Annotated in this window: 14 protein-coding genes; 9 read left to right on the forward strand and 5 right to left on the reverse strand. The window is 63.9% G+C overall.

What is annotated here, in order from left to right; all coding sequences use genetic code 11:
* Positions 1 to 48 precede the first annotated feature (48 nt).
* Positions 49 to 1641 (reverse strand): GMC family oxidoreductase, encoded by a 1593-nt coding sequence (locus ACN0X7_RS03400; RefSeq protein WP_417514116.1) that lies wholly within the window; start codon positions 1639 to 1641, stop codon positions 49 to 51.
* A 147-nt stretch (positions 1642 to 1788) separates the two neighbouring features.
* Between ACN0X7_RS03400 and ACN0X7_RS03405 the strand changes: the two genes are divergently transcribed.
* The 9 genes from ACN0X7_RS03405 to ACN0X7_RS03445 all read left to right on the forward strand — a co-directional run bounded on the left by ACN0X7_RS03405 (position 1789) and on the right by ACN0X7_RS03445 (position 10380).
* Complete coding sequence (locus tag ACN0X7_RS03405) at positions 1789 to 2550, forward strand: SDR family NAD(P)-dependent oxidoreductase (RefSeq protein ID WP_417514118.1); 762 nt, start codon at positions 1789 to 1791, stop codon at positions 2548 to 2550.
* Positions 2547 to 4007: an NADH:flavin oxidoreductase gene (locus tag ACN0X7_RS03410; protein WP_417514120.1), complete on the forward strand. Its 1461-nt coding sequence runs from the start codon at positions 2547 to 2549 to the stop codon at positions 4005 to 4007. Before ACN0X7_RS03405 ends, ACN0X7_RS03410 begins: the two co-directional genes overlap by 4 nt.
* Positions 4007 to 4402: a cupin domain-containing protein gene (locus tag ACN0X7_RS03415; protein ID WP_417514666.1), complete on the forward strand. Its 396-nt coding sequence runs from the start codon at positions 4007 to 4009 to the stop codon at positions 4400 to 4402. Before ACN0X7_RS03410 ends, ACN0X7_RS03415 begins: the two co-directional genes overlap by 1 nt.
* Before the next feature lie 91 nt (positions 4403 to 4493).
* The gene (locus ACN0X7_RS03420) at positions 4494 to 5672 is read left to right on the forward strand and encodes an ABC transporter substrate-binding protein (RefSeq protein ID WP_417514122.1); all 1179 of its coding nucleotides are present in this window, start codon (positions 4494 to 4496) and stop codon (positions 5670 to 5672) included.
* A gap of 186 nt (positions 5673 to 5858) precedes the next feature.
* Positions 5859 to 6782: a branched-chain amino acid ABC transporter permease gene (locus ACN0X7_RS03425; protein ID WP_417514124.1), complete on the forward strand. Its 924-nt coding sequence runs from the start codon at positions 5859 to 5861 to the stop codon at positions 6780 to 6782.
* The gene (locus ACN0X7_RS03430; protein WP_417514126.1) at positions 6782 to 7759 is read left to right on the forward strand and encodes a branched-chain amino acid ABC transporter permease; all 978 of its coding nucleotides are present in this window, start codon (positions 6782 to 6784) and stop codon (positions 7757 to 7759) included. The genes ACN0X7_RS03425 and ACN0X7_RS03430 overlap by 1 nt, the downstream gene beginning before the upstream one ends.
* Positions 7752 to 8507, forward strand: coding sequence for an ABC transporter ATP-binding protein (locus tag ACN0X7_RS03435; RefSeq protein WP_417514128.1), 756 nt, complete (start codon positions 7752 to 7754; stop codon positions 8505 to 8507). The genes ACN0X7_RS03430 and ACN0X7_RS03435 overlap by 8 nt, the downstream gene beginning before the upstream one ends.
* Positions 8494 to 9201: an ABC transporter ATP-binding protein gene (locus ACN0X7_RS03440; RefSeq protein WP_417514130.1), complete on the forward strand. Its 708-nt coding sequence runs from the start codon at positions 8494 to 8496 to the stop codon at positions 9199 to 9201. The genes ACN0X7_RS03435 and ACN0X7_RS03440 overlap by 14 nt, the downstream gene beginning before the upstream one ends.
* A gap of 120 nt (positions 9202 to 9321) precedes the next feature.
* A complete protein-coding gene (locus ACN0X7_RS03445; protein WP_417514133.1) occupies positions 9322 to 10380 on the forward strand; it encodes a GGDEF domain-containing protein in 1059 nt (352 codons plus the stop codon).
* 46 nt (positions 10381 to 10426) lie between these two features.
* Here the strand turns inward: ACN0X7_RS03445 and ACN0X7_RS03450 are convergent, their stop codons facing one another.
* From ACN0X7_RS03450 to ACN0X7_RS03465, 4 genes are all read right to left on the reverse strand, one after another.
* Positions 10427 to 11104, reverse strand: coding sequence for a dienelactone hydrolase family protein (locus tag ACN0X7_RS03450; RefSeq protein ID WP_417514135.1), 678 nt, complete (start codon positions 11102 to 11104; stop codon positions 10427 to 10429).
* Positions 11105 to 11155: 51 nt separating this feature from the next.
* A complete protein-coding gene (locus ACN0X7_RS03455; protein WP_417514137.1) occupies positions 11156 to 13471 on the reverse strand; it encodes a xanthine dehydrogenase family protein molybdopterin-binding subunit in 2316 nt (771 codons plus the stop codon).
* A 113-nt stretch (positions 13472 to 13584) separates the two neighbouring features.
* Entirely contained in the window at positions 13585 to 14052 is a 468-nt protein-coding gene (locus tag ACN0X7_RS03460; protein WP_417514139.1) for a hypothetical protein, read from the reverse strand.
* 299 nt (positions 14053 to 14351) lie between these two features.
* Positions 14352 to 15140, reverse strand: a complete 789-nt coding sequence (locus ACN0X7_RS03465) for an enoyl-CoA hydratase/isomerase family protein (RefSeq protein ID WP_417514141.1) — start codon at positions 15138 to 15140, stop codon at positions 14352 to 14354.
* Between the last annotated feature and the right edge of the window lie 4 nt (positions 15141 to 15144).

Raw genomic sequence — 15144 nt, forward strand, 5'->3', positions numbered from 1 at the left:
ATCTGGCAACCGGACGGGTCGCATTCCGGCCCGTCGATCAAGCGCTTGTCAGTGTTTCGTGCGCATGACGTCCGCGATCTTCTCGGCAATGACGATGGTCGGCGCATTCGTGTTGCCGCCGATCAGGCTGGGCATCACCGAGGCATCGACGACGCGCAGCCCCTCGACGCCGCGCACCCTGCAGTCCAGATCGACCACCGAATCCTGATCGGATCCCATGCGGCAGCTGCCGACCGGATGATAGATCGTCTCGGCCTTGCGCCGGATGAAGGCCTCCAGCGCGGCGTCATCCTCGACGTCCCTGCCCGGGAACATCTCTTCGCCCATGTGCTGTTTCAGGGGCGGGGCGGCCAGCATGCTGCGTCCGATGCGCGTGCCGCGCTTCAGCTTTTCCAGATCGTCCGCATGATCCAGATAGTTCGGGTCGATCAGAGGGTCGGCCATCGGATCCGGCGACTTCAGACCGATCCGGCCCCGGCTCTTCGGGCGCAGGTCACAGCAATGAAGGGTCACCCCATGCGCCCTGATCCGGTTCTGGCCGTGCTGATCGCTGGCGACGGGCAGGAAGTGGTACTGCAGATCCGGCAACGGCTCCTCGGGTGTCGAACGGACAAAGGCACCCGCCTCGGCGAAGTTGCTGGTCAGAAGGCCGGTGCGGTTGCGGCGGTAGTCCCGTGTCGCCTTGAGCCCCATCAGGATGCCGCGCAGGGTGAAGGCGAAGCCGAGTTTCGTGGTCGTCCGGTTGACGATGGAGACGTCCAGATGGTCCTGCATGTTGCGGCCCACCTGCGGCCGGTCAGCGATCAGGTCGATGCCGAACTCGGCCAGCTCGGCACCCGCGCCGATACCCGACAGTTGCAGCAGCTGCGGGCTGTTCACCGCGCCGCCGCACAACAGGACCTCGGCATTGGCGGTCACCGTCTCGTGCTGGCCCTGCCGGCGGTATTCGACGCCGGTCGCCCTGGTGCCGTCGAACGCCACCCGTGTCGCATGAGCCAGATCGATGATCTCAAGGTTCGGGCGGTCGACGCCTTCCAGATAACCGTGATAGGCGCTGCACCGCTCGCCGTTCTTCTGGGTGAGCTGGTACAGTCCGGCGCCTTCCTGCCGGGGACCGTTGAAATCCTCGTTCCCGGCGATCTGGTTTGCGGCGCAGGCCTCGACGTACATCCGCGACATCGGGTTCGGAGAGCGGGGATCGGCGACATTCAGCGGGCCGCCCTGGCCGTGCAGGTCGTCGGTGAAACGTTCGTTGTTTTCTGAGCGGCGGAAATAGGGCAGCAGGTCCTCCCACGCCCAGCCGGTGCAGCCTTCCTGTGCCGACCAGCGGTCGTAATCGGCCCGGTGTCCGCGGATGTAGACCATGCCGTTGACCGCGCTGGAACCGCCCATCGCCTTGCCGCGCGGCCAGAACAGTTCGCGACCGTTCAGGTTCTTCTGCGGTTCGGTCCTGAACAGCCAGTTCCGGTTCGGATCCTTCATGGTCTTCATGATCCCGGCGGGCATGCGGACCGATGAATCCTGTTTGGCGGGTCCGGCCTCCAGCAGGCAGACCGAAACATCGGGGTCTTCCGTCAATCGGCTGGCCAGCACGCAGCCCGCCGAACCGCCACCCACGATCACATAATCAAACGCCGCCATAACCCGCTCCCAAATAACTGCCGATTGTTACAATTGATTAATGACCATCGGTCAATAGCGTTCGACGCCAGATCGGCGGGCAATGGCCGCGAATGACGCCGTCTTCAGGCTTGCACTGCGCGCTTTCATTACTTTAAGCTTAAAGTAATGACACAGCATGCACTCATCACAGGCGGCGCTCAGGGCGTCGGACGCGCGGTGGCCGAGAGGCTGCTCGACGCCGGTTTCACCGTCACCATCACGGGACGCAATGCCGAGCGGCTGGACGAAGCCGTCACGGCGCTGTCGGGCAGGGGCACGATCGCGAGCCATGTCGCCGATGTGGCAGACGAGGACGCGGTAACCGCACTGTTCGAGGCGGCATCCTCGGAACGCGGGCCGATCACCGTTCTGGTGAACAACGCGGGCATTTCCGGCTCCGCACCGCTGTCGCGGATGAGTGCCGACCATTTCGACGAGATGATGTCGGTCAACGCGCGGGGCTTGTTCCTGTGCTGCCGCGCGGCAGCCGGTCCCATGGGCAAGGCGGGTGGCGGACGCATCATCAACATCGCATCGACCGCCGGCCTGAAGGGCTATGCCTACGTCGCCGCCTACGTCGCCTCCAAGCACGCTGCCGTCGGCCTGACCCGCGCACTGGCGCTGGAACTGGCGTCGAAGAAGATCACCGTGAACGCGATCTGCCCCGGCTTCATCGAGACGCCGATGACCGTCCAGACCATCCGGAACATCGTGAAGCAGACGGGCCGTTCGGAAGAGGAGGCGCGCGCGGAACTGGTGAAGTTCAATCCGCAGAAGCGCCTGATCGAGGTGGACGAGATCGCCGATACCGTGCTGTGGCTGACCACCGACGCCGCCCGCTCGGTCAACGGCCAGACCATCGCCATCGACGGCGGCGAGAGCGCATGAGTATGAAACTGCTCGAACCGCTGGACATCAACGGCATGGTGATCCCGAACCGGGTCGCCGTCCCCGCGATGGTCACGCGGCTGTCGGGCGAGGACGGCATGATCAACGACGATATCGTCGACCGCTACCGGCGCTATGCCGAGGGCGAGGTCGGCCTGATCGTCGTCGAGGCGACCGCCGTGCACAGCGCGAAGTCGGGCCCGCTGCTGAGGATCGGGGATGATGATTTCATTCCCGGCCACCGCCGGCTGGCCGAGGCCGTGCACGGTGCGTCCGATTCGAAAGTCGTGCCGCAGATCATCCATTTCATGAAGGTCGCGCGCTCGGGCTGGCGGCAGCGGATCGAGGACCTGTCGGAAAAGGACATCGAAGGCATCATCGCCGATTTCGGAATGGCGGCGCTCAGGGCACGCGAAGCGGGTTACGACGGTGTCGAACTGCACTCGGCGCACGCCTATACGCTGTCGTCGTTCCTCAGCCGCCGCAACGCGCGCAAGGACGCCTATTCGGGACGCACGCTGGAAGGCCGCCTGGCGATGTTCGGGCGTGTGATGGCCGAGGTCCGCAAGCGCGTCGGTACCGACTTCCCCGTGGGCATCCGCTTCCTGGCCGAGGAAGCCATCAAGGATGGTTATACCATCGACGAGGCCAAGCTGATCGCGCTGCGGATGGCGCAGGCTGGTGTCGATTACATTTCGCTGTCGGTCGGCGGCAAGTTCGAGGACGCGGTGCATCGCGACGGACATCCGCTCTATCCCTACACCGGCTATTCCGGCGACCGCTGCATGCCCGGCAACTGGTACCCGCCCCTGCCGCACGTGCATCTGGCTGCCGGCATCAAGCAGTTCATCAACGCCAAGGGCTTCGACGTGCCGGTCATGTCGGTCGGCAAGATCGCCGACCCCGACGATGCCGAACGCCTGCTGCAGGACGGCAAGGCCGACATCATCGGCATGGCGCGGCAGCTGCTGGCCGATCCGGACTGGCCGAAGAAGGTGCGCGAAAGCCGCTCCGACCAGATCGTGCGCTGCATCTATTGCAACGTCTGCAAGCAGCTGGACGAGAATTTCAAGGAAGTGCACTGCTTCCTATGGCCCAAGGGCGCGCGGCAGGCCCCGGCGGACAACCCCGGACAGGCCGCACCGCAATGGCCCGCTGACGGCGCAAACCTCACCGCAGCCGTCGATGGCGGGCAGATACGGCTTTCCTGGACCGCTGCCGACGACGTGATCGGATATGATGTCTACCGCTCGGAAGACGGCGGCCCGGCGACCGTGGCCGAGGCGGTGAAGTCCAGCAAGTATGTCGATCGCGTCGTGCTTGGCGGCCTGACATATACCTATTATGTTCGCGCCTTCGATGCGCACGGCAATGCAGGGCCACCGTCCAATCCGGTGGAAGTCGGGATGCCCCTGCCTGCGCCGGTTCAGTCGCTTGTTGAGGGAGTGCCCGCGTGATGGTGAAGAAGGTCGATATCGCTGCCGAAATCAGGGACAAGCCGTTCTTCAGGGGTCGTTCGCCCGAGAACGAGGCCGAAGCGGGCAGCGCCTTTGCCCGGTTGGGCAACATGGGCAATGCCGAGATCTTTGCCGGTCGCTGGCAGGGTCATTCGCCCTGGGAGCGGCATCCGAACGGTGACGAACTGGTGCAGGTGCTGGACGGCGAGACGACCATGACCCTGTTGACGGGTCCGGGCGAAGGCGAGACCCACACGCTGACGGGCGGTCAGTTTCTGGTGGTGCCCGCCGGGGTCTGGCATCGCTTCGAAACGCCCGAAGGCGTGACCGTGATGGCCGCCACGCCCCAGCCGACCGATCATTCGACCGCTGACGACCCACGGGAAAGCGCCTGATTGCGCGATCGTCCCGCGATCATTATGACTCTAGCGCAACGGGGCCATGCGTGAGATGGCCCGACAAGAACCGAGCAGGGAGGCTCAGAACATGTTCAAGAAATCACTCGCACTGGCCGCGGGCGCGGCGATGCTGGCGGGCGGCGTTGCCCACGCGGGCTCGCACAGCGAACCAGTCAAGATCGGCTTCGTGACGACCCTGACCGTCGGCCCCGCCGTCATCGGGCGCGACATGAAGGATGCCGTGGAACTGGCGGTCGAACACATCGGCGGCAAGATGGGTGGCAAGGACGTCGAGGTCATCTTCGAGGATGACGGCTTCAAGCCCGAGATCGGCAAGCAGAAGACCGAGAAGCTGGTCGTGTCCGACAAGGTCGATTTCGTCGGCGGCTACATCTGGTCGAACGTCCTGCTGGCGTCCTACACGTCGGTCGTGGGCAAGGGTCCGTTCCTGATCTCGTCGAACGCCGGTCCGTCGCAGATCGCCGGCAAGCTGTGCCATCCGGACTTCTTCTCGACCTCGTGGCAGAACGACCAGACGCCGATGGCGATGGGCGAGGTTCTGAACCAGCGCGGCGTGAAGTCGGTCTATATCATGGCCCCCAACTACGCCGCCGGCAAGAACATGGTCGCGGGCGTGGAACGCACCTACAAGGGCGAGATCGTCGGCAAGGACCTGACCAAGTGGCCGGGCCAGCTCGACTTCTCTGCCGAGCTTGCCAAGGCCCGCGCTTCGGGTGCGGAAGCCGTCTTCGCCTTCTATCCGGGCAAGGCGGGCGTGCAGTTCTTCAAGCAGTACGAACAGGCCGGCCTGAAGGGCAAGACGCCGCTGTATACCGTGTTCACCGTCGATGCGATCAGCCTGCCCCTGCTGGGCGATCTGGCCGTCGGCAGCCTGGCCACCCAGTTCTGGAACCCGGACCTGGACAATGAGGTGAACAAGAAGTTCGTCGCCGACTACAAGGCGAAGACCGGGCGCTTCCCGTCCTTCTACGCCGCGCAGTCCTATGACACGATCATGCTGATCAAGTCGGCGGTCGATGCGGTGAACGGCGACCTGTCCGACAAGGACGGCATGCGCGCCGCCATGAAGAAGGCCGATTTCCCGTCGGTGCGCGGCAAGTTCTCCTATGGCAACAACCACATGCCGATCCAGAACTTCTACCTGCGCGAGGCCTACAAGACCGACGCGGGCGAATACACGGTCAAGACCGTGCAGACGGTGTTCGAGAACCATCAGGACACCTATGCCAGTGAGTGCAAGATGTAGTCACCGGGTCTGCTGACACGACAGGCGCGGCGGCTTTCCGGTGGTGGAGGTCGTCGCGCCTTTCATTTCAATCAGACACGACCCGCACCGGGACTTGATCCCGGTGCCCAGCACGGCATCGATGCCAGACTGGGTTGCGGGATCAAATCCCGCAACAGGTGAGTGCCTCGCGGCCATGGTCGAGATATGAACTGGATCCTTCTGATCGAGCAGATACTGAACGGCGTGCAGCTGGGGCTGCTGCTGTTCCTGCTCGCCGCCGGGCTGACCCTGGTCTTCGGGATCATGGATCTGGTGAACCTGGCGCACGGGTCGCTCTACATGATCGGGGCGTTCATCGCCGCGACGCTGACCCAGCTCACAGGCTCCTTCATCGTCGCCGCGATCCTGACCCTGCCCGCGACCATGCTGGTCGGCATGGCGGTCGAGATGATCGCGCTTCGAACGCTCTATGACCGGGACCACCTGGACCAGGTGCTGGCCACCTTCGGCCTGATCCTGTTCGCCGACGATTTCGTGCAACTGGCCTGGGGCCCGGCGGGCATGGACATCCGGCTGCCCGACTTCCTGCGCACCAGCTTCGAGATCCTGCCCGGCGTGACCTATCCCAGCTACCGGCTCGCCATCATCGTGGTCGGCCTGTCGGTCGCCGCAGGGCTGTATTTCCTGGTCGCGAAGACACGCATCGGCATGCTGATCCGGGCCGGGGCCTCGAACCGGGAGATGATCGGCGCGCTGGGCGTCAATATCCGGTTGCTGTTTACCCTGATCTTCGGGCTGGGCGCGGCGATGGCCGGACTTGCGGGTCTGATGGCCGGACCGATCCTGACCGTGCAGATCGGCATGGGCAACGAGATCCTGATCCTCGCCTTCGTGGTGATCGTCATCGGTGGCATCGGATCGATCCGCGGCGCGTTCGTGGCCGCCCTGATCGTCGGTCTGATCGATACGGTCGGGCGCGCCTTCCTGCCCGAACTGCTGGGGCTGTTTCTGGGACAGACGACGGCCGATACCGCGGCCCCCTCGATCTCGTCGATGATGAGCTATCTGCTGATGGCGATCATTCTCGCCTTCCGGCCCGAGGGCCTGTTCCCGCCGAGGAGCGGCTGATGACCGGTGCCATGGAACGCCGCGACTGGATCGCGGGCTTCATCGTGTTCGCGGCGCTGCTGGCGCTGCCGACCATTGCCGACATCGCCGATGAGCCCTTCTGGGTGACATTGGTCGCGCGCACGCTGGTGGTCGCGGTCGGCGCGGTCGGTCTCAACCTTGTGCTGGGTTTCGGCGGCATGGTCAGCTTCGGCCACGCGGCCTATGTCGGCATCGGGGCCTATGTCGTCGGCATCGGGTTCCATCATTATTTCGAGGATGGCTACGCCTGGATGAATGCCGGCTGGGTGCAGCTGTTCGGTGCCATGATCCTGTCGGGGCTGGCGGCCCTGATCATCGGCGCGATCTGCCTGCGCACCAAGGGTGTCTATTTCATCATGATCACGCTCGCCTTCGCGCAGATGGTCTATTTCATCTTCGTCGGGCTGGACGTCTATGGCGGCGACGACGGGCTGTCGATCTACGAGATGGCCGAGTTCGGCGGCGGGTTCTCGCTGGGCGACGATACCGACCTCTATTACGTTTCATGGTTCGCGCTGGCCGGGGTGGTCTATCTGGTTCACCGCCTGACCAACGCCCGCTTCGGCATGGTGATCCGGGGTGCGAAATCCAACGAACGGCGGATGCGCGCGATCGGCTTCCCCACCTACCGCTACCGCCTGACCGCCTTCGCCATCTCGGGTGCGATCTGCGGCCTTTCAGGGTTTCTCACCGCCAATCTGACCGAGTTCGTCAGCCCGGACATGATGCACTGGACCCGCTCGGGCGACCTGATCATCATGGTCGTGCTGGGCGGCATGGGCACCCTGTTCGGCCCGGTCTACGGCGCGCTGGCCTTCCTGCTGATCGAGGAACTGCTGTCGGCTTTCTTCCAGCTCTGGCGGCTCTGGTTCGGGCCGTTTCTGATCCTGGTGGTTCTGTTCGCGCGCGGCGGCATCGACGGGCTGATCAAGGGGAGGATCGGCACCCGTGGCTGAATTCGCCCTGCAGATCGAGAACCTGGTGAAGCGCTTCGGCGGTCTGGTCGCGACCGATCACCTGTCGATGGAGATCGTGCCGGGTGAAATTCACGCCGTGATCGGACCGAACGGCGCGGGCAAGACGACCCTGATCGGACAGCTGACCGGCGAGATCAGGCCCGACGACGGCCGGATCACCTTCGATGGGCGCGATATCACCCGCCTGCCCGTGCACCGCCGTTCGGCGATCGGGCTGGCGCGATCGTTCCAGATCACCAATGTGCTTCAGGATTTCACCGCGCTGCAGAACGTCGCCCTGTCGGTGCAGGCCCACAGCGGGCACAGTTTCCGCTTCTGGAAGCCTGCCGCGGGGGACAGCCGCCTGGAAGAACCGGCCCGCGCCGTTCTGGATCAGGTCGGACTGGCCGACCGGGCCGACACGCCTGCATCCAGCCTGTCGCACGGCGAGCAGCGGCAGCTTGAGATCGCGATGGCCCTTGCCACCGGTCCGAAGGTTCTGCTGCTGGACGAGCCGATGGCGGGCATGGGCCCCGACGACAGCCAGCGTATGGTGGCCATCCTGAACGGGTTGAAGGGCGACCTGACCATCCTGCTGGTCGAGCACGACATGGATGCGGTCTTTGCCCTGGCCGACCGGATCACGGTGCTGGTGTACGGCGGCGCCATCGCCACGGGCAGTCCCGACGCCATCCGCAACGACCCGAAGGTCCGGTCTGCCTATCTGGGAGACGATGACGATGCTTGAGGTCGAGGCCATCGACACGTCCTACGGGCGCAGTCAGGTGCTGTTCGGCATGTCGCTGCATGTGAAGGCAGGCGAGGTCGTCACGCTGATGGGCCGCAACGGCATGGGCAAGACGACGACGATCCGGTCGATCATGGGCATGACGCCGCCCGGCGCCGGGTCCATCCGCTTCGACGGTGCGGAGATCGCCGGAAAGCCGTCCTATGCGATCGCCAAGATGGGACTGGGGCTGGTGCCCGAAGGCCGGCAGATCTTCCCCAACCTGTCGGTGCGCGAGAATCTGCTGGCGACGGCGGGCAATCGCTCCCCCGGGGCGCAGCGCTGGACATTGCCGACGGTGCTGGAGGCCTTTCCCCGGCTGGCCGAGCGCGCCCGCAACATGGGCGATCAGCTTTCCGGCGGCGAACAGCAGATGCTGGCCATCGCGCGCGCACTGATGACCAACCCCCGCCTGCTTCTGCTGGACGAGGCGACCGAAGGCCTCGCCCCGCTGATCCGGGCCGAGATCTGGTCGATTCTCGGTCGCCTGAAACAGGAAGGGCAGGCCATTCTGATCGTCGACAAGAACATCGGCGCGCTGACGAAACTGGCCGATCGCCACACGATCATCGAGAAGGGATCCGTGGCCTGGAGCGGCACGTCCGAAGACCTGGTGCGCGATCCCGACATCGCGCATCGATATCTCGGTGTCTAGCGCGGAACACCCGCCCGTTGAGCCTAAATTTACGAAATCGAAACGTGTGAGGCGGACAATGCGCGCACTTGGCGGGACACGGTCAGCACCTCGTCACAGCACCGCAGCCGGGAATGCCTCATGCTTTACGAATTCGACGACAAGAACGATACGAAGCGCTTCTGCGAAACTGCGATCCAGTTGATCGAGAGCTATGACATCCGGTCCACGCCAGACTATTTCCGGCTGTTCTACGACTATGCGTCCGAACGCGATCCGGTGGTATCGGCCACGCTGCGCGATGTCAGCGACGAGACCCCGGAAGTGTTCCGCAGGGCGGCCGAGGACCTGCTGTACAATCACTACGGCGAAGACCGCAACTTCAGGCTTCTGACCGAAACCGGTGACGCGATGCAGGATCAGATCCAGCATGTCGTCGATCAGGTTTCGCATGCGGGCGAGGACGTCGGCGAATTCGGCACGGCACTGGACGGGCTGGAAAACGGGCTGGGATCGATCGAGGGCGGTCGCGCGATGCAGACCATCGTGAGCCAGATGATCGTCGCCACCCGCCAGATGAAGGTGAAGTCCGAGCAACTGGAACAGGATCTGAAACAGTCCGCCAACGAGATCAGCAATCTGCAGGAAAAACTGGAGGAATCCCGACGGGAGGCCCTGACGGATGATCTGACCGGCATCACCAACCGCGCAGGCTTCGACCGCACCCTGCAACGACGGGCGGACAAGGCGGCCGCTTCCGGCGAACCGCTGACCCTGGTGATGTGCGACATCGATCACTTCAAACGGTTCAACGACGCCTACGGGCATCAGCTGGGCGATCAGGTGCTGAAGCTGGTCGGCGCGGTCATGCGCGACGGCCTGAAGGGCCGCGATACCCCCTGCCGTTACGGCGGCGAGGAGTTCGCGCTTATCCTGCCCGAAACGGACATGGTGGGCGGATCGAAGGTCGCGGAGAACATGCGGCAGGCGATCTCGTCCAAGCGGATCATCCGCAAGAGCACCGGCGAGGAGATCGCGCGTGTCACCATGTCGTTCGGCGTCGCCGAATATCGCAACGGCGAGTCACCCGCGGCGCTGGTCGGTCGGGCCGATGCCGCGCTGTATCAGGCCAAGTCCGACGGCCGCAACCGGGTCAGCATGGAAGCCGACGTGACGCCGAAGCTGGTGGCCGCCAACTGAGCGCAGCAGACATCAGGCTTCAGGCTTCAGGCCGCGCCTGCACGTCTCATGCATCCACATGTTTCGAAAACAGCTCCAGCGTCCGCCCCAGTGCCAGGGCCGCATTCTCGGCATGGAAATCCTTGCGATGGTCGCAATTGAAGCCATGTCCGGTGTTCTCGTAGACGAACACCTCGACGCCTGACGTGGCCTTTCGGATCTTCTCGACATCGTCGAGCGGAATGCCGCCATCGTTCTCACCGAAATGCAGGATCAGCGGCGCACCGACCTTCTCGTCCAGATGCGGCACGATCTGTCCGCCGTAATAGCCTGATCCGGCGGCGATCTTGTCCGACAGACGACAACAGGACACGAAGACCAGCGTGCCGCCCCAGCAATAGCCGACGATGCCGACCTTGCCGGCCTCTGCGGCGGCATCCGCTGCCGCCTCGATATCCAGCATCACCTTGTCGAGGTCGCACGCGGCACGCCATTCAAGCGCCTTTGCGATCTCGTCCGGCGTGTAGCCGCACTCCAGCTTCGGTTCGACCCGGTCGTAGATCGCGGGCGCGATCGCCAGATACCCGTCGGCGGCATAGCGGTTGGTCACATCCCGGATGTGCTCGTTGACCCCGAAGATCTCCTGAATGACGATCACCCCGCCCTTCGGTTTGCCTTCCGGATCGGCGCGCCAGGCGTCGAACTCGTGCCCGTCAGAGGCCGTCAGTCTGATCCAGTCACCCATGATTTGCGTCTCCCGTTCACTCAGCAGCAATAGACTTCGGCGGTTCGGATTCTAGCCGTTCAGCGCGGACCAGACCTTCATCGGCGTCAGCGGCATCTCCAGACCGTCGATCGATTTGCCCGCATCCAGAACGGCATCATGCACGGCATTGACGAAGGCCGGCGGTGCGCCGATGGCACCGGCCTCGCCCGCGCCCTTCACACCCAGCGGGTTGGTCGTGCAGCGCACGTTGCGGGTGCGGAAGCGGATTTCCGGAATGTCGTAGGCACGCGGCATCTGATAGTCCATGAAGCTGCCCGACAGCAGCTGGCCGCTCTCCTCATCATAGACCGTGTGCTCGGCCCAGGCCTGTCCCAGCCCCTGAACCACACCGCCATGGACCTGTCCCGCCAGCAGCAGCGGGTTCATCGTCACCCCGAAGTCGTCGACGCAGACATAGTCCATGATCTCGACCTGGCCCGTCGCCGGATCGACCTCCACCTCGCAGATATGGCACCCGTTCGGGAAGGTCGGCTGTTCGTTGTTGTGGTCCTTCATCGCGTCCAGACCGGGCTCCACCCCTTCGGGCAGGTTGGCGGCGTCCTTCGCTGCCTCGGCGACCTCGAAGATCGACATGGAGCGGTCGGTGCCCGCGACGGTGAATTTCGCGTCGGCGAACTCGATGTCCACCTCGGCGGTTTCCATCATCTTGGCGGCGACCTTCTTGCCCTTCTCGATGGATTCTTCGGCCGCTGTGAGAACCGACGCACCGCCCACCGGAATGGACTTGGAGCCACCCGTGAAGCCGGGCGGCACGCGATCGGTATCGCCCTGGATCATCTCGATCTCCTCGACCTCAATGCCCAGTTTCTGCGACAGGATCTGCGCATATGAAATTGCGTGGCCCTGGCCCGAGTCCAGCGCCCCGGAATAGATGCGGACCTTGCCCTTCTCCTCGAAGCTCAGCCGGGCGGGAACGCCCGCACCGCCGCCGCAGCGCTCGACGTAGGTCGACATGCCGATCCCACGCAGCTTTCCGTTGGCTTCCGACTGCGCACGGCGCGCGTCGAAGCCGGTCCAGTCGGCATCCTGCATGGCGTCGGCCATCATGCCGGGGAAATCGCCGGAATCGATGACGTCGCCCAGCCCCATCGTATGCGGCATTTCCTCCTTCGTCGGGAAGTTGCGGTTGCGCATCTCGTCGGAGCTGACGCCCATATCGCGTGCCGCCTGCTCGACCAGACGTTCGATCATGTAGGCCGCTTCCGGACGTCCGGCACCGCGATAGGCATCGGTCGGCACGGTATTGGTCATCACGCCCTTCACCTGAAGGTGCATCACCGGGATCTTGTAGAGGCCCGTGTACATGCCCGCCGCCGCGTCGGTCGGGATGAAGGGCGCGAAATTCGCCAGATATGCCCCCATCGCGGCCCAGGTCGTCGCCCGGAGGGCCTGAAAGTGACCGTCCGCGTCCATCGCCACCGAGACCTCGGTGACGTGATCCCGCCCCTGGCTGTCGGAGAGGAACATCTCGGAGCGGTCACCGGTCCAGCGCACCGAGCGGTTCAGCCGCTTCGCCGCCCAGAGCGTCATCACCGCTTCGGGATAGAGGAACGCCTTGGTGCCGAAGCCCCCGCCGACATGACCTGTGATCAGGCGCAGCTTCGGCATCTCGATGCCCAGAATGCCCGAGAGCTGCTGCAACTGAAGGCCCGGACCCTGGCTGGGGACATAGAAGGTGATGCGGTCGCTGTCCGGTTTCACCTCGGCGACGGCCGCGCGCGGTTCCATCGCATTGCAGACCAGGCGGTTGTTGATGATCCGGACCGTCGAGACCTTGTCGGCCTTGTCGAAGATGGCATCGACCTGATCCTTGTCGCCCTTCTCATAGTTCAGGATGATGTTGTTCGGCGCTTCGTCCCAGATCTGCGGTGCGCCGTCCAGCGTGGCCTCGTAGGTGCCGGTGGTCACGGGCAGTTCCTTGAAATCGAACTCGATCAGGTCCGCCGCATCCTGCGCCGCCGCCATCGTTTCGGCGACGATGAAGGCCAGCGGCTCGCCGACATAGCGGACCCGGTCCTTGGCCAGAATGTGACGCGGCGGCTTCGGATGTTCCGACCCGTCGCCGTTGCGGATGTCGGTCAGGCACGGGATCGGATGCACACCGTCCTCGGTCAGTTCATCGCCCGTGAGTACGGCAATGACACCGGGCACCTCGCGCGCCGCCGCGACATCCAGCGACGCGATCTCGGCGTGGGCGACCGGGGACCGATAGACAAGGCCGCGCGCCGCCCCTTCGACATGAACGTCGTCCGTGTAGCGCCCATGGCCCCGAACAAGCGTCGGATCCTCAATACGCCGCGGGCCGTCACCAATACCGAATTTCATCTTCCGCTCCCCAAGAACCAGTGCATCTGAAAGGGAGTATGAGCGATCACGATCCTTCCGAACACCCACCTTTCATCGATGCCCCGGGATTGTGAGAAACGCGCGCGTCGCGCCTACTTCTCGTTGCCGTCAGGCCGGGTGGGTATGTTGCAGACCAGCAGCCGGCAAACCTCGTCTCCCGCGCCCAGCGGCAGGATCAGCCTGTGCCACGAACCGATCATGATGTTGCGGGGCGCCCTGTGCACCGTATAGAGCGGTATCCGGTGTTTCATGACCGCGAGGTAACAGACCCGGAAGAATGCCGTCACCGGGCTGTCCGTCGGAATCTCGCTGAGGTATTTGTGGGTCATGTCAAAACCGCTGAAATTCGCGATCTTGCTGCCGTAAAGACTGTAATAGAAATCCCTGCCACCATCGACGACATCCAGCAGGATGATGGACCCCAGGGCGGGGGCGAGCAGCATCGGATCGACCTTCAGGATCTGGGCGACACCGGATTGCCTGGGCAGACCCTGCCAGTAGTCGTGAACGGTACGCAGGGCCAGATAGGGCAGAAGGCCACTGTCGGGCGCTGCGAACACGCGGGCTCCCATGAGCGGCCCGTCCAGCCATTCCTGCGTCCCCGGAGAAATCCTGCCCGTTATCAGTTCGTCTGCATATCGTTCGTCGATGACGGCGCTCCGCACGGGTTGAGGTTCTCTGGAACCTTACACGCCATACGTTAAGAAATATCAATACATATGCCAACAAGAAGCGGTAAATTTTCGCCGTTTTTCTTGCACAGTTCGGACATCCGCAGACCGCAATTGCGCGAAAGGAAAAACGGGGCCGGCAGAGAGACTGCCGACCCCGGACACGGATCACCCGTACTGATACGGCATCAGCGGCCCTTGTAGTCTGGCGCCCGTTTTTCAGTGAAGGCTGTCAGTCCTTCGACAACGTCGTGGGACTGGCCGTAGGCTTCCCACACGTGCATTTCGCTTTGCAGGGCGCGGTCGAGGGGCATATCGAGACCCTGATCGATCATGTGCTTCATCTGACGCATCGCCAGCGGGCTCTTCGAGGTCAGCCGCGCCACCAGGGCCTCGGTCCTGGCGATCAGCTGATCATCGGGCACGATCTCGTTGACCAGGCCCCAGTCCGCGATCTCCGTCACCGGCAGCAATTCTCCGGTCATCAGCAGATAGCGCGCGCGGGTCTCGCCGATCTTGCGCGGCAGGCGGATGGAACTGCCACCGCCGGGCAGCATGCCGAAATTGATGTGCCCGTCGCCGATCTTCACCGATTCAGCGGCGATCACCAGATCGCACGCCAGCAGCAGTTCCATGCCACCGGCAGCGGTGATTCCGTTCACGGCCGCGATCGTCGGCTTCTCGCATTCGCCGACCCGCGCGAAGGACGCATAGGCCTGTTTCATGAAGGTGCGCACCTTCACGGGATCGCCTTCACCCATGAAGCTCAGCACGTATTTCAGGTCCGCCCCCGCCGAGAAGGCGCGCCCGGTGCCCGTGAAGACGATGGCCTTCACTTCCGGGTCGCCCTCGGCACGGTCGAGAACCCTGGCATAGCCGTCGAGAATGTTCTGGTTCATCGCGTTCAGTGCATCCGGGCGATTCAGGGTCACCCAGGCTGCACCGTCGCGCACTTCATACAAAAGATCGTCCGTCATGATC

The organism is Minwuia sp. (assembly GCF_048263705.1).
Classification (GTDB): Bacteria; Pseudomonadota; Alphaproteobacteria; order Minwuiales; family Minwuiaceae; genus Minwuia.

What these genes read in the sequence shown, in the direction of transcription:
- ACN0X7_RS03400 (WP_417514116.1), bottom strand. Translation starts at nt 1,641, where the DNA reads ATGGCGGCGTTTGATTATGTGATCGTGGGTGGCGGTTCGGCGGGCTGC.
- ACN0X7_RS03405 (WP_417514118.1), top strand. Translation starts at nt 1,789, where the DNA reads ATGACACAGCATGCACTCATCACAGGCGGCGCTCAGGGCGTCGGACGC.
- ACN0X7_RS03410 (WP_417514120.1), top strand. Translation starts at nt 2,547, where the DNA reads ATGAGTATGAAACTGCTCGAACCGCTGGACATCAACGGCATGGTGATC.
- ACN0X7_RS03415 (WP_417514666.1), top strand. Translation starts at nt 4,007, where the DNA reads ATGGTGAAGAAGGTCGATATCGCTGCCGAAATCAGGGACAAGCCGTTC.
- ACN0X7_RS03420 (WP_417514122.1), top strand. Translation starts at nt 4,494, where the DNA reads ATGTTCAAGAAATCACTCGCACTGGCCGCGGGCGCGGCGATGCTGGCG.
- ACN0X7_RS03425 (WP_417514124.1), top strand. Translation starts at nt 5,859, where the DNA reads ATGAACTGGATCCTTCTGATCGAGCAGATACTGAACGGCGTGCAGCTG.
- ACN0X7_RS03430 (WP_417514126.1), top strand. Translation starts at nt 6,782, where the DNA reads ATGACCGGTGCCATGGAACGCCGCGACTGGATCGCGGGCTTCATCGTG.
- ACN0X7_RS03440 (WP_417514130.1), top strand. Translation starts at nt 8,494, where the DNA reads ATGACGATGCTTGAGGTCGAGGCCATCGACACGTCCTACGGGCGCAGT.
- ACN0X7_RS03445 (WP_417514133.1), top strand. Translation starts at nt 9,322, where the DNA reads ATGCTTTACGAATTCGACGACAAGAACGATACGAAGCGCTTCTGCGAA.
- ACN0X7_RS03450 (WP_417514135.1), bottom strand. Translation starts at nt 11,104, where the DNA reads ATGGGTGACTGGATCAGACTGACGGCCTCTGACGGGCACGAGTTCGAC.
- ACN0X7_RS03455 (WP_417514137.1), bottom strand. Translation starts at nt 13,471, where the DNA reads ATGAAATTCGGTATTGGTGACGGCCCGCGGCGTATTGAGGATCCGACG.
- ACN0X7_RS03465 (WP_417514141.1), bottom strand. Translation starts at nt 15,140, where the DNA reads ATGACGGACGATCTTTTGTATGAAGTGCGCGACGGTGCAGCCTGGGTG.